Below are 26,523 nucleotides of genomic sequence, written 5' to 3'. Positions count from 1 at the left end.
CCGGCCGTTCTCCATTGCACTCGGAGCGCTTCGAAAACGCGCTGTAGGACAGACGTGGAAGTCGCGGAGCGCGATCATCGGCTGTTGGCCTCGGCCGCGCATATACGATTGGTACCGGACACATCTGGATTGAGGACGGGGGCTTTGGTGACGAGGTTGGAAGAGGCAGAGCGCCTCGTGAAGTCTAGGCAGCGGGTCGCCGATCACGGAGAGGTCTTCACTCCTTCATGGATGGTCGAGGACATGCTCGACCTCATCAAAGAGGAATCTGTACGCATCGACTCCCGTGTCCTGGAGCCAGCCTGCGGTTCTGGCAATTTCCTTGTGCCCGTCCTACGCCGTAAGTTACTCACTGTCCAAGCCCGCCACGGTACGAGTGACTTTGAAAGAAGCCACTACGCACTGTTCGCCCTGATGTGCACTTACGGCATTGAACTGCTACCTGACAACGCCCAGGAATGTCGAGACAACCTCTTAACTCTGTTCAGTGCTTTCCTAGGCATCGACGACCACGATGAATCGGCTCAAGCGGCCCGCACCGTACTCGCGGTGAACATCATCCAAGGCGACGCCCTGACCATGACCACCCCGAGTGGCGCACCAATCGTGTTCCCTGAGTGGGGCTACCTCGGCAAGGGCAAATTTCAGCGGCGCGATTTCCGCTATGACTCCCTCACCCAGCGCTCTGTTTGGGAAGCGGAAGGATCACTGTTCGGCGAGCTCGAAGACGATGACTTGTTCACCCCGGCTCAGACATACCCAGCCACGACCGTGCGTCAACTCGCCGGGCAGGTGAGCGCCGCGTGAGCCAAGCACCCTTCACCCTGCGCGCGCACAACCCGGACGTGTTGACTTGTATCGCGAATCTTTCCAATGACGAGGTGTTCACCCCGCCTGAGATGGCGAACGCCATGCTGGACCTCCTCGCGAAGCGATGGGCAGACGCTAACGGCGGGGCGGATCTCTGGACTAACCCCGATGTCACCTTCCTTGACCCATTCGCCAAGTCAGGCGTGTTCCTCCGCGAGATCACACGACGCCTCGCCGAGGGGCTCCGGTCGACGATTCCTGATCTGCAGGAGCGCGTTGACCACATCCTCACCAAGCAGGTCTACGGTATAGGGATTACCCAGCTCACTGCCCTGCTGGCACGGCGGAGCGTGTACTGCTCTAAGTTCGCCAATGGCCCCCACTCCATCGCCAAGTCCTTCACCACTGAAGAAGGCAACATCTGGTTCGAACGCACAGAACATACGTGGAGCGGTGGGAAGAGGGAATTCCGCTCCCATCCACTCACCGGCGACGAGATGACAATTTACACCCACCGCAAGTGCCGCTTCTGCGGGGCCGGCGAGGACGACTACGGGCGTGAGACTGACTTAGAGACCCACGCCTACGCCTTCATCCACACTGACGACATTAAAGCTCTAATCGGCGAACTGTTCGGAGACAGCATGCATTTCGACGTCATCATCGGCAACCCGCCCTATCAGCTTGGCGATGGTGGCGGAGGAGGAGGCGCTTCCGCCACGCCCATTTACAACTTGTTCGTCGAAAACGCACTAGCGCTAGAACCGCGCCACGCTGTCATGATTACGCCGTCCCGTTGGTTCTCGGGGGGCAAAGGACTCGACGCGTTTCGCAATCGGATGTTAAGGGATCGGCGTCTTGCTGAGCTGGTGGATTTCCCTCGGCTCTATGACGTGTTCCCTGGTGTGAAGATCCGAGGAGGAGTTTCGTACTGGCTATGGAGTCGAGACCACGATGGCAATTGCGTTGTAACAACCAAGGTTGGAAACGAGATTCAGGGCGAGTCAGCTTCCCGACGACTCGACGCGTACGACGTTCTGGTGCGGCGTAATGAAGCAGTCGAAATCCTCGATCAGGTGCGGAGCTACCGTGTTGACGGTTTGAGTGAGCCAAGTCTAGGCGAACAAGTCTCACCGAGGAAACCCTTTGGACTCACAAATCAAGTCGGAAAGAGCACCCCCCTGGGGATTACCGACCCTGTTCTCGTATATGGGAACCAAATCACAAGCTTCCTGCCCCGCAACGCAATTACTTCGAACCCATCATGGGTTGATCAGTGGAAGGTTCTTCTCGTGAAAGCGCACGGGACGAGCGGTCGCGACGACTTCACGATTTTAGGCAAACCAGTTATTGCAGGCCCTGGAACCGCCTGCACCGAGACTTACCTCGTGGTCGGAGTCTGTGCTAGCGAGGAAGAGGCAGAAAATCTTGCCGCGTATATGCGCACCCGCTTTGTCCGATTCCTCGTTTCATTACGGAAGATCACGCAAAACATCACTCGTGACTCCTACAGCTTTGTGCCAAGGCTTCCGCTCGACCGGGCTTGGACTGATCCCATGCTCTACGAACGATACGGGCTCACCAGCGAGCAGATCGCTTTCATAGAGTCGCAAATCGGTCCGCCCGACGAATCGGCGTCTGACGGCAGCATTGATGAAGCCGACGACTCTGATGAGTAAGCGCGAGCTCTTCCCAGAGAAGCCCAATGCTAGGCTGCGCATCTACGCTTGGACGCCCAACGACCCCCCTGCCGACTACGCCGGGCTGATCAAGGTTGGGGAAACTGCTAAGGCAGATGTAAACGTCCGCATCCGTGAGTCACAGGGGCAGATGCAGCAGGCCTACACACTTCACGTTGCAGAGCTGGCAGAGCGCGAGGACGGCTCAAATTTCCGAGACACGGATGTACGCAACCGACTCGTTGCGAAGGGATTTGAGAATCCCGTCCTCGGATCCTCACGCGAATGGGTGCGCTGCACTCCCGATGACGTCCGCACAGCGATCGCAGAGCTGCGAACTGGTCAGCAACTGACCGGTACGCATCACGAGACGTTCTCCATGCGCCCCGAGCAGGCGGAAGCCGTTGAGAAGACACGCAAATACTATGAATCGATCCGGGCGGAGGATCCCCAGGCCGTACCGCGTTTTTTGTGGAACGCGAAGATGCGTTTCGGGAAGACCTTCGCTTCGTATCAACTGGCCAAGGCGTTAGAGGCCAAGCAAATCCTCGTCGTCACCTTCAAGCCCGCCGTGGAGGACGCCTGGCAGACAGACCTCGAGTCTCACGCAGATTTTGACGGCTGGCAGTACCTTTCATCAGCTTCCGGCGGCACTTCCGATTCTGTGGACTGGTCTCGACCGCTGGTCTACTTCGGATCTTTCCAAGACTTGCTCGGCCGCGACCGCAACACTGGGTTGATCAAGGCGAAGAATGAATGGGTCCACACCACGAACTGGGATCTGGTGATCTTCGACGAATACCACTTCGGTGCTTGGCGTGAGTCGGCAAAGGAGCTGTTCGAGGGTGAGGACGAGAAGGTCGCCAAGAAGGAGCTGGCGACCGAGTACAACGACGGTCTCGACACATTCGGCGAGGAACTCGACGAGCTCGGTAACAAAGAGGACGACTTCCTACCCATCACCACACGGGCATACCTGTACCTATCGGGAACCCCCTTCAAGGCGCTGGCCACGGGTGAGTTCATCGAGGAGCAGATTTTTAACTGGACTTATACCGATGAGCAGCGCGCAAAGGCCGACTTCACTGCTTCTCGTCCCCACGAACGAAATCCCTACGGTGCGCTGCCGGAAATGCGGCTGCTAACGTACCAAATGCCCGACGAATTGATCTCGGTAGCAAGTCAGGGCGAGTTCGACGAGTTCGACCTCAACGCCTTCTTTGAGGCCACAGGAACGGGCGAAGGGGCTGCGTTCGTACATAAGCACGATGTGCAGAAGTGGCTCGACATCATTCGCGGCGCGCATCTGCCTACCCAACTGGACTCGATGCGCATGGGCACCCGTCCGCCCTTTCCGTATTCCGACACGCGCCTGCTCCCGTACCTCCAGCACTCATTCTGGTTCCTGCCAACAGTGGCCAGCTGCGAGGCCATGGCCAACCTGATGGCCGAGCGTCAGAACGCCTTTTGGCACGATTACTCGGTCCTCGTTGTCGCCGGGCCCCACGCCGGCATCGGCCTCGATGCCCTTCCTCCCGTGCGTGAAGCGATCAGGGACGGTCATGACACGAAAAGCATTACGCTTTCATGTGGAAAACTCACCACCGGAGTCACCGTCAAACAATGGTCATCGATCCTGATGCTGCGGAACCTGAACTCTCCGGAAACTTATTTCCAAGCCGCTTTCCGGGTGCAGTCGGTGTGGTCGATCAAAAACCCCGAGGGAGACGACCCGAACGCTGAGTTGGTCCTTAAGCCTGCCTGCTTCGTTTTTGACTTCGCCCCGACTCGGGCGCTGCGCCAAATCGCTGACTATGGCGCGGGACTATCTCCCGAAGCCTCCAACCCGGAGCAGGCGCTCCAGGAACTGGTACGGTTCCTGCCCGTACTCGCCTACGACGGATCGAACATGACACAGATTGATGCCGGCGGAATTCTCGACATCGCGATGTCAGGAACCTCAGCGACGCTGTTGGCGCGTAAGTGGGAGTCTGCAATTCTCGTCAACGTCGACAACGAAACGCTGCGTCGCATCATGGGTAGCGAGGCCGCGATGAGCGCTGTCATGAACATCGAGGGATTCCGTGCCCTCGGCTCGGCGATCTTCGAGACGGTCGTCAACAAGAGCGAAGCCGTCAATGCCACCAAGAAACAGAAAGGCAGCGAGCTAGATCCAAAGGAGAAAAAGGAACTCTCCGACGAAGAGAAGGAGTACAAGTCCAAGCGGAAGCAGATCCAGGAGAAACTGGTCAAGTTCGCTACCCGCATTCCAGCGTTCATGTACCTCACCGACTTCCGTGAAAACACCCTCCAAGACGTCATCACGAAGCTGGAGCCCGACCTGTTCAAAGCCGTTACCGGCCTCAGCGTCGCCGACTTCCATTTGCTCGTGAACCTCGGCGTCTTCAATGCCACCCACATGAACCAGGCGGTATTTGCCTTCCGCCGCTACGAAGACGCTTCACTTTCCTACGCGGGGATTGATTCACATAAGGGCCTACGTCATTACGGCCTTTACGACACTGTGGTGGCGGTCGGGGACGGGCCGGCGTAACAACGCCGCCGCGAGCCGCCCTTGGCCAAATCCACATCCGCTTGCTGTCAGGGAGCCGTTTCCAACGCTCCCAGTCACTAAGTGGCAGTTCTCCCCAAGTGCGGCAGGGTCGACATGCTCAGGAAGGAGATTGGTGCCTTCATTGCCACCGCCTCCGGTGCTGGAGCACGCCAGACCGCACCGGTTCGTGAGCAGGCACCAAAACGGCTGCCGGCCGCATGGTCCGTACGCTTCCACTTGCCTCTGACGGAGCCGGCCAATTCTGTGGGCTTCGATGGCTACCCTCAAGCCATGGATGCACAAAATTCCCGGGAGCGGGCGAGCGAAATGTTGTCACATATCGACGCTCTGCGCGCCGCGGATCCGGCCTTCGAGCTGACGCCTCGGGAACTGATCCTGCGGGCGTTCGTCGATGAAAGTCCCCGGGAGGATCTTCTGAAGACCTTGAAAGCCTGGCCGTACACACCCTTGGCGTGGATGCCCCCGAACCCCACCCGGGGCGCTTACCGGGATCTTGGGATCAGGTGTTGGCGGGCCACGTTCAGGAGCTGATCACTGAGGAAGAGTTCGCTGAGATCAGGGGCTATGTCAAAAGCCCAGCGGCCTGTTCAATTGGCCTGTCATCTGTATCACCGCCGCACTGGGCTCAAGGCATGGCCAGCGATCGGGCCAGGTGCATACCTGACGAGCGACGGGCTCTGCGCACCCCGGAGCAAGAGAAGCGTATTCGCGTCGCCGCTGCGAAACTGCGCGCCACAACAGATAAAAAGACCGGCGGCGCGACGCCCGAGTGGATCAAGGAGCTGGCCGAGACGAGACTGCCCGGTGAAGCCCCGCAGCCTGCCCACCCGCGCAGCTGGTGGCAATTCTGGCGGAGGTCGGTGTAGCCATGGTTTCCGACAGGCCCGAGCTCGCCCAGTGGAGCGGATTCGCATCGCCCAGCCCGAGTTCGCCTAGCAATGGACCAGAAGACAGACGTAAGGACCCCGGGCTGGGTCGTGGCACTTGTAGAGGGAGATCCCCGGCGAGCCTCGGCAATCCGCCCCTCGGCTGAAATGGTGGCAGCTTTGCTGTAACGTTCGCAATTCATCTCGAATGGCAGGACGATGAACCGTTTCGGCTAGCCTGAGCCCTCTCCCCCGGTGCGATTAGTCCATTTCATGGTGCATGGACAATGTGCTTCACATACCTGGGTCTCCAGGACCAGAGCGGAATCGATGCAGGCCCGGTCATACCAATGGTTCACATCCCCGCTGTGCCCGTGCAGTCTGGCGCAGGACCACCTATCATGTGCCAATCGTTGCTCTCCATGCTGGCTTTAGGAACCGACCCTCCCGCCAGAGACGGCAGAGTGTTCTTCGCTAGACTTAAGATGCGGTTGTTACCGGAGCACAAGAACGGCAGCGGCGGCGACCGCAGTTTATGAAAGCCCAAGTTGACTACAACGGGTTAGTTCGCAGGGGAACAGCAGGCCGGACGGTCCATCTTTAGTGAAAACCTGCCAGCGTACTTTTTGTTCGATGCGGTTTCCTCAGCCTTGTCGGACCCTCATTCCTTCTCAGCCACTGCAGGTTTCGCAGCTTCGGCGGGAACTTGATCCCTCTCAACTACTGCAGGTTTCGCAGCTTCGGCGGGAACTTGATCCCTCTCAGCTACTGCAGGTTTCGCAGCTTCGGCGGGAACTTGATCCCTCTCAGCTACTGCAGGTTTCGCAGCTTCGGCGGGATCTTGATCCTTCTCAGGCTCGCCGGATTCCTTCTCCGGCGTGCCCGGACGCCACTTGTCCAAGCCTTCCAACGGGCGGCCAATAAGCAGCAAAGTGGCCGGAGAGATGGCCATGAGTGCGAACACGAACGTCAGGAGGGCTGCTTCCCACCCGTTTAGGCGGCCTACGAAAACGAGGAACATGGCTACAATAACCATCAGAGCGGCGAAAACTGTGGTCGCGATAAGGAACGGCACCACACTCTGGGATAGTTTCTTCCACTGCTTTAGATGAGCTACCGACTCTTTCGCTGCTGAAACGGCTTGATCCATGAGGTCCACCCGTTGGATCTCAAATTTCAGGCGCTGCTCCTGCAATTTGTTGGCGTTTTCTGCACGCTCGACCCTCGCGCCGAGCAGTTTCCTCGCCTTGCTTTCCCGCGCCTCGGTGTCAAGGTTTGCGAGCAGGAACGCATCCCTGTTTGCCGGGCCCCATGAGACTGCTGACAGCGGTTCTGATGCAATCCGGGCCGCTTGTGCCACCATTCTCTTCGCGGCTTCCTGCTTGTCTTCTTCCTTGAGGGAGTTCCACACCATTTCGGGGATATCTGGGAGGCCCGTGAGCCTGGCGTCCATGACCGACTGACCCGGAGCCGTAATTCCATCGGTGTCCGAATCGCCGTCCGGAGAGGGTTCAGGCACTGGCTCGACAACAATTTCATCCGGCAGGAGTTTGCCGTCGAGGGTTTCGAACAGTTCGGCAATTCCCTTCAGCACTTGGTCCGGAGGAACGATGCTGGGTCGACCCTTGCGCTTCACACGCACGTCGACCTGGAGGCCCCTGCAAATTTCTGTCAGTTCATGGGCTAGGAGTGCAGATGAGCCGAACTGTTTTACCAGCACGTCTTGTACCGACGCGTCGGTTTCACTCGCCCGTCTTTCGAGCTTCCATCCCGCCTGCCGCGCTTTATCCGCCGGAAGAATGCCGGGTTTCAAGATTACCTTCGCTACCTTCACCATCAGCTCCCCAAGGGTCGAGGCGACCACGCACCAATTTAGAGCCCCTTCACTCTGATGATGACTCGACGCGTCTGCTATTGGAAGATCCCGACGCTGTATAGAACCGTGCAATCCCTAATAAATGCACGAAAATCATGTTCTTCGCAGAGCCGATAACCCATGTTGCTTGCCAAGGCTCTTACAGAAATAACTTCGTAACCGCGAGAGCGCAGATTGGGCCGCCTCTAAGACGGCCGGCTATTCCGCTCTTTCAGGGCCTTCCCGAACCGCTCCACATCCCGCCGCCGGAAGACGTATCCGCGGTTGAGCATGCCCGGAGCTTCGCCGTCATCTGCGGGCACCGGCTCCGGCAATAGGACAGGAATTCCGGTTGAACCGTCACGTTTCCGCTTCGCCCAAACCCGGATCATGGCTGGCGTAGTACCGACATACTCCGCCAGTCCCGCGACATCCACGAGACCGCCGACTGACCGCAGTTCTTTCCGCTCACCCATGATGTCAGTATTACCTTCTCAGGCCCCACTTGCAATGCATGCATATCAGACGCAGGCTGGTGCAATGGTGAAACGCATGCATATCACTATTCTCCTGGAGGGTGCATGGAATCGGCAGGTTCGTCCCGCATCATCGGTCTAGCCCGCAAGGTCACCTGGGCGGTGCTGATCTTTGCGACGGCGCTGAGCTTCGCGACGATTTTCCAGCTCGCGATTTTCATGGGGCATCCATGGTGGCTCGCCGTCTTGCTCCCCCTGACCTTGGACGGCCTGGTGTTCGTGGGCGTCGCTGTCGTCGTGCAGAGCCATGCCATCGGCGCACGTGCTCGGCTTGGCTGGACGCTCACCCTCTTTGCAGAAGCGCTGACGGCCCTGGTCAACACAGTGCTCTCTCAGACGTGGCTTGAGATTTTCGTGCATGCGGCGCCGCCCATCGTGGCGGTGTGCTGCCTGGAAGCCGTGCAGCACATGGACCACGTATTGCGCGAAAAGGCCGACCGGGCGGCGGCGGAGTCTCAGCAGAGCCGTGAAGAGCGCCTTGCCGCTGAGCTGGCCGCTGCTCATTCCGCAATGACCCAGCAGGAGGCCGAATCCGCGGCCGAGAACGCCCGCCTGCAGGCCGAAATTGCCAACCTCCAGGAATCCTTGGCCCAGGCCGAGAAGGGCCGGGGGAAGGTCTGGAGCTGTCGCCCCTCTCTAGGGCAGACCGACCAGTCGGTCTGTACTGCTGGTATGGTTTCCGTATGTCGAATAGGGATCACATTCTGCGCACTGCCCGGCAGCTCGCCATCAACTCCAAATCCATACCCTCCATGGACGCAATAGCGGCAGCTGCCGGAGTATCCAAGGGCGGCTTTACGCACCACTTCAAGACGAGGGCAGCCCTGATCGAAGGTCTTGCAGCACAGGCTATTGAGTCTATGGATGAAGCCCTTAGTGCTGCTGCCGATAGGGGTGACGTCGTGGCAACCTGGCTACGCGTCTCAATATCACGGGATGACGCTGACCTGTTCAGGGCGCTCCTGATGTCATTCGCCGACCTCGGGGAAAACGCCCAGGCGTTGCTGCATCAGTCCGCGGAGGCATCGGAACGATGGGAGCACCTGCTTGCGGGCGAGCTCGGCGACCCAGTGGCGGCCTCGGTCGTCCGCCTCCTGGGAGACGGCATGGTCATGAACTCGCTGACCCGTGACAACCTTCCGTCGCTCGAGGATATCCTTGCGTGGCTGGAGCTGAGGAAGACCGCGCCGTGAGCACCGGCCTCCTGTGGTCGATCCTGGGACTGGCTCTGGCCGACAGCCTGAACCCGGCAACTATCGTGACCATCACGCTCATCCTTCTCACCGTCCGCACTCATCCGGTGGCTTCAGCGGTGTCGTTCGTCTTTGGTGCCTTGAGCACCGTCTTCATGCTCGGCCTGATCATCTTCCTGGGCGCGGGAGCAGCAGCCGACGCCGTGAGCGACGGGCTTGTCTGGCTACGGAGAATCGTCTTCCTGATAGCTGCGCTCACGCTGTTCGTCGCGAGCTTCCGGCGCCTCAAGGATCGCGAGCGGAAGGGCATAGGCCTGCCGTCTTGGTTTGGGCTGGGGACAGCGCTCCCTTTCGGCGTACTGGTCACCGGGGCCGATCTCCCGAATGCGTTCCCGTATTTCATCGCGATCGAGCGCATGGTGGATGCGGATACCTCCACCGGCACGGGCCTGCTTGTCCTCGCAGGATACGCAGTCGTCTACTGCGTACCGTGCCTCATTCTGCTCGCCCTCGGCATCGCTCACGGAGATCAGGTCCGCATTCGGCTGGAGAAGGTCTACGACCGGTTCGCAACAGGCACGGTCAAAAGATCGGTTCCTGCGGCGCTTGCATTATTCCTGCTCGGCATCGGCGTCCTGGCCATCGCGCTCTGGCCCTAACAGCCTCGATAAGCGGCGCATACATTCGAGGCGCTCCAAATAGCCTGGCTCGGATATCAGGCAGGGTGCGGGTCAGCGCTTCAGGCCGGCCAGCAGGCGCTCGGCATCGGCCAGGTCCGCGAGCACGACGGCGGCGCGCCGGCGCACGTTCTCGACGCCTGCTTCGTAGCCCTGGCTGCCGCCGAGCCTGACCATCGCCGCGGCCTGTGCGGCCGCCGCCAGGGAGTTGCCCGCCCTGGAAAGGCTGCGGTGGACATCTGCCAGCACGCCGCCGGGAATATCCAGTCCGTCGGTGGGATGCAGCGACTGGGCGGTCGTGCAGCAACTGCGCACTCGTGGCAGGAGGCCGGCGAGCTGGTCGGCTACCGGCAGCAGCTCGCCGTAGAGGCCGTCGTCCTCCACGCCCTCGAGGACCTGGTGGTAGCGCTCCAGGGCACGCCGGAAGCGGTCGTGCGCGCGGCGCCAAATGCCCTTGCCGAGTTCCTTATCCTCCCGGCGGGCCTGCCGGGCGGCACCGAAGAGCGCCACCGGCCCTACAGGTACTGTCCGGGTCCGGCGTGCCGTTCGCCGCCCTGCACCGAGCCGGCGTTCTCCCCCTCGGCTCCGGTGGCCCGGCGCGGTTCGCCGTCGTCGCCAATCACGACGCCGGGCGCGATCATGGTGCCGGGCGGCAGCTGGCGCATTTGCATGCGGGCCGCCATCTGCTGGTTCAGGGCCTGCTGCGCCGCGATGGCAGTCTGGATGCCGTGGAAGAGGCCCTCCAGCCAGCCGACCAGCTGCGCTTGGGCGATGCGCAGCTCGGCGTCCGACGGCGTGGAGTCGTCGGTGAACGGCAGGTTGATCCGGTGCAGTTCCTCGATCAGCTCCGGTGCCAACCCGTCCTCCAGCTCCTTGACGGACCGCTCATGGATTTCGGCCAGGCGGACCCGGGCTGCGTCGTCGAGCGGGGCGCTGCGCACTTCCTCGAGCAGTTGGCGGACCATCGTGCCGATCCGCATGACCTTCGCCGGTTCATCGACCAGGTCGGCCAGCGCCGAATTGCCGCGGCCGGGCCGCCGCGTGGCGGGACCGGGCCCCGGGCTCGGGGGCTCTCCGCCGTCCGGGCTGTGGCCGCTGGGCAGCGCGGGGAGGATGACCGGTTCTGCCGGCTGCGGCGTCTGCTCTTCGCTCATGTTTTCATCTTGCCAGAGACGGACAGCGGGCGCAGAGCATATCCGGCCCCGGTCAGCAGCAGCGTCCCTGCGGGTTGTTCTCCTGCCGGTCCGTCTTGTCCCGCCAGAACTCACGCTCGCTCATCGGCTCCGTGCCGGGATGTACCCGCCGGTGGTGCCGAAGATAGTCCTGGTAGGCGTGCTCGCCCATCACCCCTTGGAAGAACCAGGCGAACCTCTGCCAGCCGCTCCGGGCGCGGGGCCAGATGACGCCGGACATCAGTGGCCCGCCTTGGCCCGCCCGGTGTCGGCCGGCAGTTCGTTCCATTGCCTTTCCAGTTCCTTCTCCGGCCGGCTGGCCAGGAGGCCGGCCGGCGCGTAGATGGCGGAGACCACCGCGGGGTCCTCGTGCGAGGGTTCCCCACCCAGCCGCCAGGACTTGTAGGTGGCGATGAGGGCGGTGGCGATGACGATGATGGTCAGCACCACGAACACGATGGACAGCGTGCCCTGCACCGCGGTGTTGCGGACCACCGCCTCCATTTCCGCCACTGAGGCGGCGTTTCCGAGGCTCGTCTCGCCGGCTGCCAAGGCTTCGCGGTGGGCGATGTGGTTGGCCCAGTAGCCCACCTTCACATCCGAGCTGAAGATCTTCAGGATCGAGGCCCAGATGGTGATCACGGCGGCGAAGGCCAGCGGCAGCCCGATGATCCACAGATACTTGAACGCCCCGCGCTTGGCCGCGATGGCCAGGCAGACCGCGAGCGCGATGGCCGCCAGCAGCTGGTTGGCGATGCCGAAGAGCGGGAAGAACGTGTTAATGCCGCCCAGCGGATCGGTGACGCCCAGGATCAGGATGTAGCCCCAGCCCGCCACCATGATGGCCGTGCAGATCCAGACGCCGGGGCGCCAGGACATGTTCTTGAACTTCGGCAGGACGTTGCCGACGGTGTCCTGCAGCATGAAGCGGGCCACGCGGGTTCCGGCGTCGACCGCGGTGAGGATAAACAGCGCCTCGAACATGATGGCGAAGTGGTACCAAAAGCCCATCATCCCGATGCCGCCGATCAGTCCCTGCATGATGTGTGCGAGGCCGACGGCGAGGGTGGGCGCGCCGCCGGTGCGCGAAACCACCGATTCCTCGCCGACGTTGCTGGCCAGGTCGGTGAGCATGTCCGGTGTCAGATTGACGCCGGCCAGGCCCAGGCCATTGACGAATGCGACCGCGCCTTCCACCGTGCCGCCGGTGGCCGCCGCGGAGGCGTTCATCGCGAAGTAGATGCCGCGGTCGATCGAGATGGCCGCGACCAGCGCCATGATGGCCACGAAGGACTCCATCAGCATTCCGCCGTAGCCGATGAAGCGGGTCTGCCTCTCCTTCTGCACCATCTTCGGCGTGGTCCCGGAGGAGATCAGCGCATGGAATCCCGAGAGGGCGCCGCAGGCAATGGTGACGAAGAGGAAGGGAAACAGCGAACCGGCCACCACGGGTGCGTCGTCGCGGCCGGCGAACTCGCTGAACGCCGGCACGTTGATTTCCGGACGCACCAGCACGATGGCCAGCGCCAGCATCAGGATGGTGCCGATCTTCATGAACGTGGAGAGGTAGTCGCGCGGGGCCAGCAGCAGCCACACGGGCAGTACCGCCGCGATGAAGCCGTAGATGATGATGCCCCAGGCGATGGTGGTCCGGTCCAGCGTGAAGACCGCCGCGCCCCACTCGGTGTCCGCGATCATCCCGCCGCCGATGATGGCCGCGATCAGCAGCACGAAGCCGATGAGGGAGACCTCGCTGACCTTGCCCGGCCGGAGGAAACGCAGGTAGATGCCCATGAAGATCGCGATGGGGATGGTCATCGCCACCGAGAAGACACCCCAAGGCGACTCACCTAAGGCGTTCACCACGACCAGGGCCAGGATCGCCACAATGATGATCATGATGGTCAGCGTGGCGATCAGGGCCGCGGTGCCGCCGATGACGCCGAGTTCCTCGCGGGCCATCTGGCCCAGCGAACGGCCGCCCCGGCGCATGGAGAAGAACAGCACGAGGTAGTCCTGCACCGCCCCGGCCAGGATCACGCCCACGATGATCCACAGGGTGCCCGGCAGGTAACCCATCTGCGCCGCGAGGATGGGGCCGACCAGCGGACCGGCGCCCGCGATGGCGGCGAAGTGGTGGCCGTAAAGCACGCGGCGGTCCGTTGCGACGAAGTCCTTGCCGTCCGCGTTGTACTCCGCCGGCGTCGCCCTCAGGTCGTTGGGGCGGGTGAGCTTGTTCTCGATGAACTTGGAGTAGAACCGGTAGGCGATGAAATACGTGCAGACGGCCGCGAAGACGAACCAGATCGCGTTAATGGTTTCGCCCCGCGAAAACGCGAGAATACTCCAACTCACGGCCCCGAGCAGGGCAATGGCCACCCAGATCACGATCTTGGTCGGGGTCCACCTGTGGGCCTCGGCGTCCGCAGCCGGATCCAGCGCTACCGGCGGCAGGGTGGGATCCTGCACCAGGACGTCGGATCCGGGACCATTCCTTTCGGGTTGCCCGGGCCGGGGTCCGCTGAATTTCTCGCTCATGATGCTCCCCTCGTGGAACGCCGTCCGCTTTTACGAAGCACCGTAGCAGCGACGCCGCTCGGAGGGAACGGGAAGGCCGATTTCAGGAGGTAGTGAGCAGGATCTTGCCGGTGTGTTCGCCGGAATCGAAGTACTCGTGGGCCGCCGCCGCCTCCGACAGGGCGAACGTGCGGTGCACCTGGGGTTTGACGTCGCCGGAGACGACCAGCGGCCAGACATGCTCGGCGACCGCCCGCACGATGGCGGCTTTCTCCTCCGCGGGCCTGGCCCGGAGGGTCGTGCCGATGACCGCACCCCGTTTGGCCATCAACTGGCCGAGGTTCAGTTCGGCCTTGGCCCCGCCCAGCAGCCCGATCACCACCAGCCGCCCGGAGGTGGCGAGGGCGTCCACGTTGCGCTGCAGGTATTTGGCACCCACCATGTCCAGGATGACGTCGGCGCCCCGGCCTCCGGTGGCGTCCTTGATCCGTTCCACGAAGTCTTCCTCGCGGTAGTTGATCAGCACCTCGGCACCCAGCCCGCGCGCGACGTCGAGCTTTTCCCGGCTGCCGGCCGTCACGGCAGGGATCGCGCCGAAAGCGGCAACCAGCTGGACGGCCATGGTGCCGATGCCGCCGGCGCCGCCGTGGATCAGCACCGTTTCCCCGGCCTGCACGCCCGCGGCCATGAATAGATTGGAAAAGACGGTGGCCGCCACCTCCGGCAGGGCAGCGGCCGTCACCACATCGATTCCCCGCGGGACCGGCAGCACCTGGCCCGCCGGAACCGCCACCTGCTCGGCGTAGCCGCCGCCGGCCAGGAGCGCGCATACTTCGTCGCCCACCCGAAGCCCGCCGACCCCCGGGCCGACCGCCGATACCCGGCCCGACACCTCCAGGCCGGGGATCTCGGACGCACCGGGCGGCGGCGGGTAGACGCCCAGGCGCTGCTGGACGTCGGCGCGGTTCACTCCCGCGGCGGCGACGTCGATCACCACCTCGCCCTCGGCCGGTTGCGGTGCTTCGGTCTCCCGCATGTTCAGGACCTCGGGTCCGCCTGCTCCGTCGTAGAAAACCGCTCTCATACCAGCCTTTCGCCTTGTCCGGGGCATCAAAACCCCGGTGCCTGCGCGCTTTGCCCGGGTAGACCCCTCCGTGTCAGACTACAAGGTGAGGAAGGTTGTCCGAGCGGCCGAAGGAGCTGGTCTTGAAAACCAGTAGGCGGTAACCCCGTCTCATGGGTTCAAATCCCATACCTTCCGCTTCCAGCAGGTGTCCGGGCCGTTTCGCCCGGGCACCTGCTGCATTTGGCTCCCACACCGGGCCGGGGTCCCGGGCCGTCAGGCGCATGGTCCGGACGCCGGCCACCCGGCGTCAAGTATTCTGGCCCGGCGCTCCCTCGGTATACCCTCGGCTAGGAGTCGTTCGCACCAAAGCTTGAGGAGTCCACCCGTGCCCAGCCAGCCAGCACCCGTCCGCCGCCCCCTCAAGGCGGCCACCGCCGTCGTCCTTCTGGCGCTGCTTAGTGGCTGCGGGGGTGAAACGGAGGAACCGCCGCGGGATGAGTCCGGTGCGGTGACGGAGGCCGCCGCGGCCGGCGCCTACGCGATTAAGGTGGGCGACTGCCTGAACAATCCGGACACCGACCGCCTGACCGAGGTGGAGTTCGTCCCGTGCGACCAGGCCCACGAGCTGGAGGCGTTTGCCGCCAGCAACCTGCCCGAGGGCGATTTTCCCGGCGACAAGGAAGTGGCGGCCAAGGCCGAGGAGTTCTGCGTGGCCGAGTTCGAGGCCTTCGCCGGCATCCCCTACGACGATTCGGCACTGGAACTGACCTACCTCAACCCGACCGAGGCCAGCTGGACCGGCGAGGAGGACCGGGAGCTGCTGTGCCTGCTCGGCGAGGAAGGCTCGAAGCCCGTCACCGGCACGCTGAAGGACGCCCGGCGCTAACTTCCCGGCCGTCGCCCCGGAGGTACCTTCCCGGTGGCAGCTCCGGCTAGCGTCCCAAAGCTAGCTACCGGACGCCGCCCCGGCCTTCCTGTCAAGAGCGGGAGCCGTTCCTCGGCGAATTTAAACGTTCTTTCGCAGAAGTCTTCCACTGCTTCTGGCCCTCGGGTAACCTCCCGTTCATCCGTGCCCGCTGGACTGGGGGCGGTGCGCCCTGTGCACCGTGCAACCAGCTGTGCCGCAGCCCTTCCCTGCGGTGCGAGGAGCATCACTTCCACCTGAGAGATAGGGCCACATGGCTACTTCATCACCGAAGACCGCGCTGGCGGCGGTCCTGACGGCAGGCTTGGTGGCGGCGCCTTTCGCCGCGTTGCCTGCGCACGCGGCCGACCCGGTCGAGCTGAACCTGCTGAGCATCAACGATTTCCACGGCCGGATCGACGCGAACACCGTCAAGTTCGCCGGCACCGTGGAGCAGCTCCGCGCGCAGAACCCCGAGGGGACACTGTTCACCTCCGCCGGCGACAACATCGGCGCCTCCGTCTTCGCGTCCTCCACGCAGCAGGACCAGCCGACCATCGATGTGCTCAACGCCCTCGAATTGGCGACGACGGCGGTGGGCAACCACGAGTTCGACGGCGGCTTCGCCGACCTGACCGCCCGCGTGGCGGCCGCGTCCGACTACCCGCAGCTGGGCGCCAACGTGTACCGGGCCGGCACCACGGAGCCGGCCCTGCCCGAGTACGAGCTGGTCACGGTCAACGGCGTGAGCGTCGGCGTGGTCGGAGTGGTCACGGAGGAGACCTCCTCGCTGGTTTCCCCCGGCGGGATCGCGGACCTGGAGTTCGGCGACCCGGTGGACGCCGTCAACCGGGTGGCGGCCCAGCTGACCGACGGCGAAGGCGACGAAGCCGACGTCATCATCGCGTCCTTCCACGAGGGAGCGAACACCAACACCGATCTGGGCGGCGCGGCAGGCGCCAGCGCCGTGTTCAATCGGATCGTTAACGAGACGAGCCCGGACGTGGACGTCATCTTCAACGGCCACACGCACCAGGCCTACAGCTTCGACGCCCCGGTCCCGGGTGCGGAGGGCAAGACCCGGCCCGTGGTGCAGGCAGGCTCCTACGGCGAGAACATCGGCCAGGTGCAGCTGAGCTATGACGCCGCGACGGACGAGGTCGTGGCGCATACCGGAGCCGTGGTGCCGCGGACCAAGACCTCGGATGGTGACCTGGCGGCCGCCTACCCGCGGGTGGCCGAGGTCTCGTCGATTGTCCAGGCCGCACTCGAGCACGCCGCGGAGGTCGGCGCCCAGCCGGTTGGCTCCGTCACCGCCGACATCACCACCGCGTTCCTGCCCGACGGGCCGGATGCGGGCACGGAGCCGGACCGGGATGACCGCGCCTCCGAATCGACGCTGGGCAACCTGGTGGCGGACTCGCTGCTGGCTTCGCTGTCTTCCGCCGAACGCGGCGGCGCGGAGATCGGCGTGGTGAACCCGGGCGGCCTGCGCAACGAGCTCTACTACGCGCCCGACGGCACCGTCACCTACGCCGAGGCCAACGCGGTGCTGCCCTTCCTGAACAACCTGTGGACCACCACGCTGACCGGTGCGCAGGTCAAGACCATGCTGGAGCAGCAGTGGCAGCGCACCGGCGCCGGCGACGTGCCGAGCCGCGCCTACCTGCAGCTTGGCCTGAGCAAGAACGTCAACTACACCTACGACCCGGCCCTGCCCGAGGGCGAACGCATCACCGGCGTCTGGGTCAACGGCGAACCGCTGGACCCGGAACGGGGCTACCGCGTGGGCACCTTCAGCTTCCTGGCCCAGGGCGGCGACAACTTCCACATTTTCAACGACGGGACCGACACCCGCGACTCGGGCCTGGTGGACCGCGACGCGTGGATCGCCTACCTACGGGGCAACAGCCCGCTCTCCCCGGACTTCGCCCGGCGCAGCGTGCAGCTCACCGGCGCGCCGGAATCCGTCAGTCCCGGCCAAAAGGTCAGCGTGCAGGTGGCCAAGCTGGACCTGACGTCGCTGGGCGCCCCGGTGACCACCGAGGTGTCGCTGGCCTACGTCGACGCCGCGGGCACCAGCACCACGCTGGGCACCTTCCCGGTGACCGACGGCGCTGCCTCCCTTGAGTTCACCGCACCGTCCGCGCTGGACGGCGGCTACTTCACATTGACCGCGGATGCGTCCGGAACCACCTTCCGGCTGCCCACCACCCTCATCGCCGGAGACACCAGCGCCGGCCATGTAGTGATCAACGAAGCCTATCTGTCCGGCGGCAGCGCCGGCGCGGCCTACCGGAACAAGTTCGTGGAGTTGTACAACCCCACGGACGCCGACATCAGCCTCGACGGCTGGTCGCTGCAGTACCGCTCGGCCACCGGCACCGGAAACCCCAGTGCAGTGGCGGAGCTGTCCGGCAGCATCAAGGCCGGCGGGCACTATCTGGTGCAGGCCAACTCCAACGGCAGCGCCGGCGAAGACCTCCCGGAGCCTGACCTGGTGACCGGCATGGCCCCGTCCGGCACGAGAGGCACCCTGGTGCTGTCAAACCAGGCCGGTGCGGTGGCGGACCTGGGCACCGGCTCGGTCGTCGACCGTGCCAACGTGGTGGACCTGTTGGGCTACGGCACCTCGAACACCTTTGAAACCGAAGCGGCCCGGGCGCCGGACAACAACCAGGACGTGCGGTCGCTGAACCGCGCCGAGGGAACGGACACCGACAACAACTCCGCGGACTTCAGCCTCAGCGAAGACATCACCCCGCAGGGCGCCGGCGGGGGTGACGGCGGCGGCGATCCCGCACCGCAGCCGCGGTCCGTGGCCATCGCCGACATCCAAGGCACCGGCACGCAGTCCCCGCTGGCCGGCCAGACCGTGACCACCCGGGGCGTGGTCACCGCCGCCTACGCCACGGGCGGCTTTGACGGCTACTACCTCCAGACGGAAGGCACCGGCGGCGACACCGACGCGGCAGCCCGGACGGCGTCCGATGCCGTCTTCGTCTACTCCCCCGCCACCGTCGGCCAGGTGAAGGCCGGCGACTTCGTGGAGGTCACGGGCAAGGTCAGCGAGTTCCACGGCCTGACCGAGCTCACGGTGTCCGCAGACGGACTGAAGCTGCTCACCGAGGCGGCCGCGGCCCCGAAGGCGGCCGCCATCGGTTGGCCCGCCACCGACGACGAGCGCGAGAAGTTCGAGGGCATGCTACTGGCTCCCCAGGGCGGCTTCACCGTCACCGACAACTACTCCCTGAACCAGTACGGTGAAATCGGCCTGGCCGCCGGAAACTCCCCGCTGGTGCAGCCGACCGCCGTCGGGACCTACGGTTCGGACGCGTTCTGGACCGAAACCGAGAAGAACGCCGCCTTGGCCGTCACGCTGGACGACGGCTCAAGCGTCAACTACCTGGGCGCCGACGCCAACAAGGACATCCCGCTGCCTTACCTCTCCGCCGAGGATCCGGTCCGGGTGGGGTCCCCGGCCACATTCACCACCAACGTCGTGCTGGATTACCGGTTCGATCTCTGGCGTTTCCAGCCGCTGGGACACCTGACGGTGGAGAACGCGGAAAGCGTCCAGCCGGCGTCGTTCCAGAACACCCGCACTGATGCTCCGGAACAGGTCGGCGGCGTGAAGCTGGCCTCCTTCAACGTGCTGAACTACTTCACCACCACCGGCGATCAGGTGGCGGGATGCGGTGCCTTCACGGACCGCGACGGCAACCCGGTCACGGCCCGGAACTGCGACGCCCGCGGCGCCTGGGACGCGGCGAACCTGGAACGGCAGCAGGACAAGATCGTGGCAGCCATCAATGCGCTGGACGCGGACATCGTGGCGCTGGAGGAGATCGAGAACTCCGCGCAGTTCGGCAAGGACCGCGACGCCGCCCTGGCCGCGCTGACCGAGGCACTGAATGCGGATCTGGGCGACACCCGCCACCACGGCAAGCATTCGGGCAAGGGGCCTCAGCACGGCGGGTGGGACTACGTCCGGTCGCCGGAGGAGCTGCCGGCGCTGGCGGATGAGGACTTCATCCGCACGGCCTTCATCTACAAGAAGGACGCGGTGAAGACGGTCAAGGAGTCGGTGATCCACAACGACACCGATGCCTTCGCCAACGCCCGCAAGCCGCTGGCCCAGGCATTCAAGGCCAAGAACGGCGCCTCGGATACCTTCATCGTGATTGCCAACCACTTCAAGTCCAAGGGCTCCGGCCCGAAGTCGGGCGAGAACGCCGACCACGGCCAGGGCGCCTGGAACGCCGCCCGCACCGCGCAGGCGCATTCCCTGGTGGACTTTGCGGATCGGCTGCAGGAGCAGTTCCGGACCAACAAGGTGCTGCTGACCGGCGATTTCAACTCCTACGCGAAGGAGGACCCGATCAGGGTCCTGACCGACGCCGGGTACGTCGACCAGGGCGCCAAGACCGGCGAGCACAGCTACAGCTTCGGCGGCATGGTCGGTTCGCTGGACTACATCTTCGCCTCGCCCGCCGCGGACGCGAAGGTCGAGGGCACCGACATCTGGAACACCAACTCGGTGGAGTCGATCGCGCTGGAGTACAGCCGGTACAACTACAACGCCACCGACTTCTATGCGCCGGACCCCTACCGGGCGAGCGACCACGATCCGATCATCGTGGGCCTGGACATGGGCAAGGACAGGGCAGGCGGCAGCGCCCGTTAGACAAACACGCGCGTGGGCCCTCCCCCGCCGGGGAGGGCCTACGCGCGTCCGTGGCCGGGGTCAGTACCCCGGCACCCCGCTGGCGACCACGTCGGTGCCCGCCTGTGCGGGGCCGGCCAGGCTCCTGTTGTCTGCTGCGGCCAGGATGGCGCGCGCTATCCGGTCCGCATCCTGCAGCGTACGGCCGCCGGTGTCGCCCGGCGCCCCGGCTTCGGCAGCGATCGACGTGCCCCACTGGACCGAGGACAGCTGCAGTCCGATCACATACAGGCTCCGGGCCGGATGGCCGTTTCGGTCCAGCGGACGGTAAGGCGGCAGCGTCACGTCCAGGCCCGACGAGGTCACCGGCTGTCCGTTGGGCCCGATCATCAGCCTCGGCCGGACAAGGCCGTCCTCGAGCATCCGCCGCAGCAGCGGAGACCGGTTGTGGGCCACCCGGTTGGCCGGCATCATCGCCTCCACCAGATACGCGCCGGTGTATTCGGCGCCGTCGACCCACGGCGACGTCACCCGGAACCGGCCGCTGTCCGGGTCCACCTCGTAGACCGGTTCCGGCCCGGCGAACCGGACGATGCCGGCCCGCGCCAGGGCGGCCAACTGCTCGATGCGCTGGGCCGGCGGTCCGCTCGCCAGCCCTTCGACCAGCGGTTCGAACCAGCCGCGCAGCTCGGCAAGCCACGATTCCTCCGTGATGCCGCCGTCGGCCACAATCTTCTTCAACAGAGAGCGCCCGGCGTTGAGTGCCCCGATGGCCATCTTGAGCGGATCGTCGGTACCGCGGGCGGAACCCATGGCATCGGCATCCAGATAGTCCAGCACGGCCTGCTCGTAGTCCGCCGCGGAGGCAAACTTGCGCCCGTTGAACGGCTTGGCCAGTGCCTCCACGTCCAGCAGCCGGTGCCCGGCGACCCGTTCCGACAGGTAGGCCCCCGCCCGCACCAGCAGGGTGCGGCTGCCCGGCTCCGTCTTCTCCGCCAGCAGCCGCTCCAGCCCGGCCAGCAGCTCCTCCGGCGGCACGCTCAGGCACTCCGGTTCCACCCGCGCGAGCGTGGAGTAGTAGGCCCAGTAGACGTCGCGGTGCAGCATCGGCCACAGGTCGTGGTCGAAGCCGGGCTGCACGCCGGCTTCGGCATACAGGCTGGCCGCGTGCGTGGTGAAATGCCGCAGCTCCACGCCGGCCGGAATGTAGCTGTCGATCCTGGCCTTCGCCCGGTACGGCGTGCCCCGCCGGGAGCCGGCCACCAGCCGCGGTTCCTTCCCCGAAGGGACGTAGCGCAACGGCTCGGTGTCCGTCGCCGGGAGGAACCTTCCGCCGCGGCCTTCGGTGACCTGCACCATCAGGTCGAAAAAGTTCAGCCCCATGCCGCGCACCAGCACCGTGCGGCCGGGCGGGAGCCTGTCCCAGTCCACGTCGGCCGGCACATTCGGCGGCAGGTAGTTCAGGCCGTGCCGGGCCGCTGCATCCTGCAGCTGCTGCTGCTCCGGATTCAGCGCCGCGGGAACGTGCCCCAGGGCAAGCACCACGGCGTCCGCCGCCACGGTGGCACCGTCGGCCAGCTCAAGCTGCCATTCGCCGTCGTGCTCCGAGAGACCGGTGGCCTCCGCCGAATGCACGGTGAGGGACACGTCCGCCCCGGTCCGGGCGGCCAGCTGCGCGAAGGTCCAGGTCAGGTAGCGCCCGTAGAGTGCCCGGCTGGGAAAATCGGCCGGCCCCAGCGCAGCGGCCTCCTCGCGGTCGTCCTGCGGCACCTCGGGAAAGCTGCCGGCCGCGACCGCGGAGCGCCAGGCCTCGAAGGTCATGCCCGCCACCGGATCGGGGCCCACCTGTGGGGTCCCCGGGGCCGGCACCACCGTGGGGAACAGGCAGGGGGTGTTCATCAGGAACAACCGGGACTGGCCCGGCTGCCAGACATGCCCGGCGCCGGGAGGATAGGGATCGATCAGGTGGATCCGCAGGCGCGCCCCGCCGTGGGCCCGGTGGTTGGACAGCAGCCGCTCCAGCACGGAGGTGCCCCGCGGGCCGGTGCCCACGATCGCCACACGGTGACTGCCCGGATTGTCCATCCGTCTAGCCTACGGGTTGGGAACCGGCTCCCCGTGGCGGCATGCCTAGGATGAGTCCATGGCCAAGGACACCGCGCATCTGCCCCAGGACGACTTCATCTGGCTCGAGGACATCTACGGCGACAAGCCCCTGGAGTGGGCGAAGGCACAAAACCAGCGCACCGAGGCCAAGCTCGTGGACGACTCGTTCACGGCGCTGGAGGCCGGCATTCTGGAAGTCCTGGACGCGGAGGACCGGATCCCGCCCGTCATCAAGCGCGGCCCGCACTACTACAACTTCTGGCGGGACAAGGCCAATCCCCGCGGCCTGCTGCGCCGCACCAGCTGGGAGAGCTACCTGACCGATTCCCCGGACTGGGAGGTGCTGCTGGACGTCGACGCGCTGGCCGCCGCCGAGGGCGTCGACTGGGTCTATGCCGGTTCGTCCTTCCTGCGCCCGGCCGACGGCACCAGCTACCGGCGTGCCATGCTGCGGCTCTCCCCCGACGGCGGCGACGCGGTGCGGCTACGCGAGTTCGACGTCGAGGACCGCGCCTTCGTGCCCGGCGGCTTCGACATCCCGGTGGCCAAGAGCTACGTCTCCTGGCTGGACGAGGACCGCATCCTGCTGGGCACCGACTTCGGCCCCGGCTCGCTGACCACTTCCTCCTACCCGCGTACCAGCCGCATCCTGCGCCGCGGCCAGGCTCCGGAGGCTGCCACCGAGTACTTCGACGTCCCCCAAGACCACATGCTGGCCCAGGTGGGCCACGACTCCACCCCCGGCTTTGAACGGGACGTGGCGGTGGACGTCATCGATTTCTTCAACTACCGCACCTACCTGCGGCGCGACGGCGAGTGGCTGCCCATCGACGTTCCCACCGACGTGAACGTGGATCTCCACCGCCAGTGGCTGCTGCTGCGGCCGCGGGACGACTGGGAACTGGACGGCACCGTCCACCCGGCCGGGTCCCTGCTCGCCGCCGATCTGGAGGCGTTCCTGGCCGGCGACCGTTCCCTGCAGGTCCTCTTCGCCCCCGACGCGGCAACCTCGCTGCAGTCCTGGAGCTGGACCCGGAACTACCTGCTGCTCAACCTGCTGCAGGACGTCTCGTCCCGGATCCTGGTGCTGGATCCGGCCGCGCAGTGGGCCGCCTCCGAACTCCGTGACTGCCCGCCGCTGCACGCCGTGGATGCATCCGGGGTGGACGACGACGAATCCGACGACTACTGGCTGGTGGCCACCGGCTACCTCACCCCGTCGACCCTCTCGCGCGGCACCATCGGTGGGCCGGCACTGGAAGTCAAGGCATCGCCGTCGTACTTTGACGCCTCCGCCTACGAGGTCCAGCAGCACTTCGCCACCTCCAAGGACGGCACGCAGGTCCCCTATTTCCAGGTGGGCCCCAAGGATCTTGCGTACGACGGCGGCAACCCGGTGCTGCTCTCGGGTTACGGCGGGTTCGAAGTCGCGCGTACGCCCGGCTACAGCGGCACGGTGGGACGGGCCTGGCTGGAACAGCGCAGCGAGGAGGGGCGCGGCGGCGTGTACGTGGTGGCCAACATCCGCGGCGGCGGCGAGTACGGCCCGGGCTGGCACCGGGCGGCGCTCCAAGCCAACCGGCACCGCGCCTACGAGGACTTCGCAGCGGTGGCGCAGGACCTGATGGACCGCGGGGTCACCCGCCGGGAGCGGCTGGGCTGCGCCGGCGGATCGAACGGCGGCCTGCTGGTCGGAAACATGCTGACCGGCTACCCGCACCTATTCGGCGCGGTGTCGTGCGGGGTGCCGCTGCTGGACATGGCCCGCTACACCCGACTCTCCGCCGGTTACTCCTGGATCGCGGAGTACGGGGACCCCGAGGACCCGGCACAGTGGGAGTTCATCCGCACCTTCTCGCCCTACCACCTGCTCCAGCCGGGCACCGAGTATCCCGACACACTCATCTGGACCGCCACCTCGGACGACCGGGTGGGCCCGGTGCAGGCCCGCAAGATGGCCGCCCGGATGCAGGAACTCGGGGTCGAAAACGTCTGGTTCCACGAAGCCCTCGAGGGCGGACACGCCGGCGCCAGCGACAACAAGCAGACGGCCCGGTTGCAGGCGCTCTCGCACGCGTTCCTGTGGCGCGCGCTGACCGGCTGAGCCGTTCGCGGTTTTGCTCTTGGCCCCGGATTCTGGGTAGTCTTGTGTGGCTAGCAATAGCGTATGGAGACGTGCCAGAGCGGCCGAATGGACTTCACTGCTAATGAAGGGTCGGGGTTAAACTCGACCGGGGGTTCAAATCCCCCCGTCTCCGCGTCAACTCCCCCGGGAAACCGGGGGAGTTTTTGCGTCTGGTCCTCGCGTTCCGGCGGCCCGGCCGCTTGATGAGGGCCCGCCTCCTCCACCCGTCCCGGCGTCACAGCCGCCCGGGCCCGAACCAGCGGGCGAGCGCGTCCTCCAGTCCCCGCCCGGTCCCTTCCCCCGTCCACGCCACGTGCCCGTCCGGCCGGATCAACACTGCGGCAGGAGCGCTGACCGAACCGATCACGGGAAGCTTCCACCCGCCGTCGTACCTAGCGTCCACCAGTTGCACCCGGTCCGCCCACTGCCCCAGCCCGATGCTGCCCGGCGCGCCGAGGTTCAGCAGCACCGCGCGGGCTTCATGCAGGAGGGTGAACACCCGCAGCGCGCCCCTGGCGGTGACCAGGTCGAGATCGGGCATGCGCCGCCCGAGCAGCGGGTGCCCCTCGCCGAGGTCGTAGCGGACGTCCAGGCCGGAGATGAGTGCAGCCAGCCGCTTCCGGGCCTCGTCGATCGTGAGCAGTTCGGCCACCGTGTCGGCCAAGGCGCCGACGCGCGGGTCGGCCCGCTGCATCAGCGACTGCGCCATTGTGTGCTTGAGCGCGCGGGCGTCGGCGGGGTGCCGTTCGGCGTGGTAGGTGTCCAGCAGGCTGTCCGGGGCGCTGCCCCTGACCACCAGGGCGAGCTTCCAGCCGAGGTTCACGGCGTCCTGGATGCCGAGCCCGATCCCCTGCCCGCCCGAAGGAGCATGGATGTGCGCGGCGTCCCCGGCCAGCAGCACGCGTCCGCTGCGGTAGGCCGCGGCCTGCCGCGTCGCGTCGGTGAAGCGCGAGATCCAGGTCGGATGGTGGACCCCGAAGTCGGTGCCGTAGACCTCGGACAGCGCCTTGCCGAGGTCCGCCAGGGTGGGCTCGGTCGCCGGCCCCAGTTGCTTCTCGGTCACGACGACCCGCACCGTTCGCCCGTCCTCCATCAGGTGCAGCCCGTGGACCCCCACTTCGTCGGTGCGCATGCCCGACGGCGTCTCCTCGGTCACCTCCACCTCGGCGATCAGGCTGCTTTTCGTCGCATCCCAGCCGGGGAACCCGATGCCGGCCGCTTTGCGGACAGCGCTGCGTCCGCCGTCGGCGCCGACCAGGTACCGCGCGCGCATCGGCCCGCCGTCGGCGAGAAGCACGTCCACACCGGCGGCGTCCTGGACCAGACCGGTTACCTCGAGCCCCCGATGGACCGGCACGCCCAGTTCCTCGATCCAGCCGGCCAGGATCCGCTCAATATGGTTCTGCCACAGGCCGAGCGTGTAGGGGTGGCGGGTGGAAAAGTCGCTGACGTCCAGCGCCGTGTTCCCGAAGAACGCCGCCTGGACGGGCTGGCCCTCGGCCAGGAACCGGTCGGCGATCCCGCGCTGATCCAGGATCTCGATCGTGCGCGAGTGGAAGCCGCCCGCGCGCGAGCCCACCAGCTCCGGCGTCGGGCGGCGCTCCACCACCGCTGCCTCCATTCCCGCCAGCGCCAGCTCACCGGCCAGCATCATCCCCGTCGGACCGCCCCCGGCTACGATGACCTCGACCATCACGACCCCGCCTCTCCGAGCCCTTTTCCGTGCGCCGCTCACGGGCACGTCCGGGCCAGTTTGGGGCATGAGGGGGGCCTTGC

Annotated in this window: 18 protein-coding genes and 2 tRNA genes; 12 read left to right on the top strand and 8 right to left on the bottom strand. The window is 65.4% G+C overall.

Annotated features, from left to right (window positions below):
- Positions 1-147: 147 nt before the first annotated feature.
- From AC5RVV_RS15710 to AC5RVV_RS15695, 4 genes are all read left to right on the top strand, one after another.
- Complete coding sequence (locus AC5RVV_RS15710) at positions 148-807, top strand: N-6 DNA methylase (protein ID WP_494002358.1); 660 nt, start codon at positions 148-150, stop codon at positions 805-807.
- The gene (locus tag AC5RVV_RS15705) at positions 804-2,489 is read left to right on the top strand and encodes an Eco57I restriction-modification methylase domain-containing protein (RefSeq protein ID WP_494002313.1); all 1,686 of its coding nucleotides are present in this window, start codon (positions 804-806) and stop codon (positions 2,487-2,489) included. The genes AC5RVV_RS15710 and AC5RVV_RS15705 overlap by 4 nt, the downstream gene beginning before the upstream one ends.
- Positions 2,482-5,043 carry a DEAD/DEAH box helicase family protein gene (locus AC5RVV_RS15700; RefSeq protein WP_494002312.1) on the top strand — a complete coding sequence of 854 codons (2,562 nt, stop codon included), beginning with the start codon at positions 2,482-2,484 and terminating at the stop codon, positions 5,041-5,043. The genes AC5RVV_RS15705 and AC5RVV_RS15700 overlap by 8 nt, the downstream gene beginning before the upstream one ends.
- A gap of 81 nt (positions 5,044-5,124) precedes the next feature.
- Positions 5,125-5,595: a hypothetical protein gene (locus tag AC5RVV_RS15695; RefSeq protein ID WP_494002311.1), complete on the top strand. Its 471-nt coding sequence runs from the start codon at positions 5,125-5,127 to the stop codon at positions 5,593-5,595.
- 996 nt (positions 5,596-6,591) lie between these two features.
- Here AC5RVV_RS15695 and AC5RVV_RS15690 read toward each other — a convergent pair.
- Positions 6,592-7,794: a hypothetical protein gene (locus AC5RVV_RS15690; protein ID WP_494002310.1), complete on the bottom strand. Its 1,203-nt coding sequence runs from the start codon at positions 7,792-7,794 to the stop codon at positions 6,592-6,594.
- 572 nt (positions 7,795-8,366) lie between these two features.
- Between AC5RVV_RS15690 and AC5RVV_RS15685 the strand changes: the two genes are divergently transcribed.
- Genes AC5RVV_RS15685 through AC5RVV_RS15675 form a run of 3 tightly spaced genes read left to right on the top strand, consistent with a single transcriptional unit; the run spans position 8,367 to position 10,173 of the window.
- The gene (locus tag AC5RVV_RS15685; protein WP_494002309.1) at positions 8,367-9,086 is read left to right on the top strand and encodes a DUF2637 domain-containing protein; all 720 of its coding nucleotides are present in this window, start codon (positions 8,367-8,369) and stop codon (positions 9,084-9,086) included.
- Positions 9,074-9,514 carry a TetR family transcriptional regulator gene (locus tag AC5RVV_RS15680; RefSeq protein WP_494002308.1) on the top strand — a complete coding sequence of 147 codons (441 nt, stop codon included), beginning with the start codon at positions 9,074-9,076 and terminating at the stop codon, positions 9,512-9,514. The genes AC5RVV_RS15685 and AC5RVV_RS15680 overlap by 13 nt, the downstream gene beginning before the upstream one ends.
- Positions 9,511-10,173, top strand: a complete 663-nt coding sequence (locus AC5RVV_RS15675) for a GAP family protein (protein WP_494002307.1) — start codon at positions 9,511-9,513, stop codon at positions 10,171-10,173. The genes AC5RVV_RS15680 and AC5RVV_RS15675 overlap by 4 nt, the downstream gene beginning before the upstream one ends.
- A gap of 72 nt (positions 10,174-10,245) precedes the next feature.
- Here the strand turns inward: AC5RVV_RS15675 and AC5RVV_RS15670 are convergent, their stop codons facing one another.
- The 5 genes from AC5RVV_RS15670 to AC5RVV_RS15650 all read right to left on the bottom strand — a co-directional run bounded on the left by AC5RVV_RS15670 (position 10,246) and on the right by AC5RVV_RS15650 (position 14,964).
- A complete protein-coding gene (locus AC5RVV_RS15670) occupies positions 10,246-10,701 on the bottom strand; it encodes a hypothetical protein (protein ID WP_494002306.1) in 456 nt (151 codons plus the stop codon).
- A gap of 5 nt (positions 10,702-10,706) precedes the next feature.
- Positions 10,707-11,345: a bacterial proteasome activator family protein gene (locus AC5RVV_RS15665; RefSeq protein WP_494002305.1), complete on the bottom strand. Its 639-nt coding sequence runs from the start codon at positions 11,343-11,345 to the stop codon at positions 10,707-10,709.
- A 52-nt stretch (positions 11,346-11,397) separates the two neighbouring features.
- Positions 11,398-11,604, bottom strand: a complete 207-nt coding sequence (locus AC5RVV_RS15660; RefSeq protein WP_494002304.1) for a YbdD/YjiX family protein — start codon at positions 11,602-11,604, stop codon at positions 11,398-11,400.
- Positions 11,604-13,901 carry a carbon starvation CstA family protein gene (locus AC5RVV_RS15655; protein ID WP_494002303.1) on the bottom strand — a complete coding sequence of 766 codons (2,298 nt, stop codon included), beginning with the start codon at positions 13,899-13,901 and terminating at the stop codon, positions 11,604-11,606. Before AC5RVV_RS15655 ends, AC5RVV_RS15660 begins: the two co-directional genes overlap by 1 nt.
- Before the next feature lie 82 nt (positions 13,902-13,983).
- Positions 13,984-14,964 (bottom strand): NAD(P)H-quinone oxidoreductase, encoded by a 981-nt coding sequence (locus AC5RVV_RS15650; RefSeq protein ID WP_494002302.1) that lies wholly within the window; start codon positions 14,962-14,964, stop codon positions 13,984-13,986.
- Between the two features lie 89 nt (positions 14,965-15,053).
- On the opposite strand from AC5RVV_RS15650, the gene AC5RVV_RS15645 reads away from it, so the two are divergent.
- From AC5RVV_RS15645 to AC5RVV_RS15635, 3 genes are all read left to right on the top strand, one after another.
- Positions 15,054-15,141 (top strand) — tRNA-Ser (locus AC5RVV_RS15645).
- A gap of 190 nt (positions 15,142-15,331) precedes the next feature.
- A complete protein-coding gene (locus AC5RVV_RS15640) occupies positions 15,332-15,832 on the top strand; it encodes a septum formation family protein (protein WP_494002301.1) in 501 nt (166 codons plus the stop codon).
- 292 nt (positions 15,833-16,124) lie between these two features.
- Positions 16,125-20,537, top strand: a complete 4,413-nt coding sequence (locus AC5RVV_RS15635) for an ExeM/NucH family extracellular endonuclease (RefSeq protein ID WP_494002300.1) — start codon at positions 16,125-16,127, stop codon at positions 20,535-20,537.
- 60 nt (positions 20,538-20,597) lie between these two features.
- Here AC5RVV_RS15635 and AC5RVV_RS15630 read toward each other — a convergent pair whose 3' ends face one another.
- Entirely contained in the window at positions 20,598-22,601 is a 2,004-nt protein-coding gene (locus AC5RVV_RS15630; RefSeq protein ID WP_494002299.1) for an FAD/NAD(P)-binding protein, read from the bottom strand.
- 58 nt (positions 22,602-22,659) lie between these two features.
- Between AC5RVV_RS15630 and AC5RVV_RS15625 the strand changes: the two genes are divergently transcribed.
- Both AC5RVV_RS15625 and AC5RVV_RS15620 read left to right on the top strand, forming a co-directional pair.
- Positions 22,660-24,726 carry a prolyl oligopeptidase family serine peptidase gene (locus tag AC5RVV_RS15625; protein ID WP_494002298.1) on the top strand — a complete coding sequence of 689 codons (2,067 nt, stop codon included), beginning with the start codon at positions 22,660-22,662 and terminating at the stop codon, positions 24,724-24,726.
- 65 nt (positions 24,727-24,791) lie between these two features.
- Positions 24,792-24,880, top strand: a tRNA-Ser gene (locus AC5RVV_RS15620).
- A gap of 102 nt (positions 24,881-24,982) precedes the next feature.
- On the opposite strand, the gene AC5RVV_RS15615 is transcribed toward AC5RVV_RS15620, so the two are convergent.
- On the bottom strand, positions 24,983-26,440 hold the full coding sequence (locus AC5RVV_RS15615) for an FAD-dependent monooxygenase (RefSeq protein ID WP_494002297.1): 1,458 nt from the start codon (positions 26,438-26,440) through the stop codon (positions 24,983-24,985).
- Positions 26,441-26,523 lie beyond the last annotated feature (83 nt).

Source organism: Arthrobacter sp. MDT2-34-1 (genome assembly GCF_059091365.1).
This window is presented reverse-complemented; position numbering and strand designations above follow the sequence as displayed.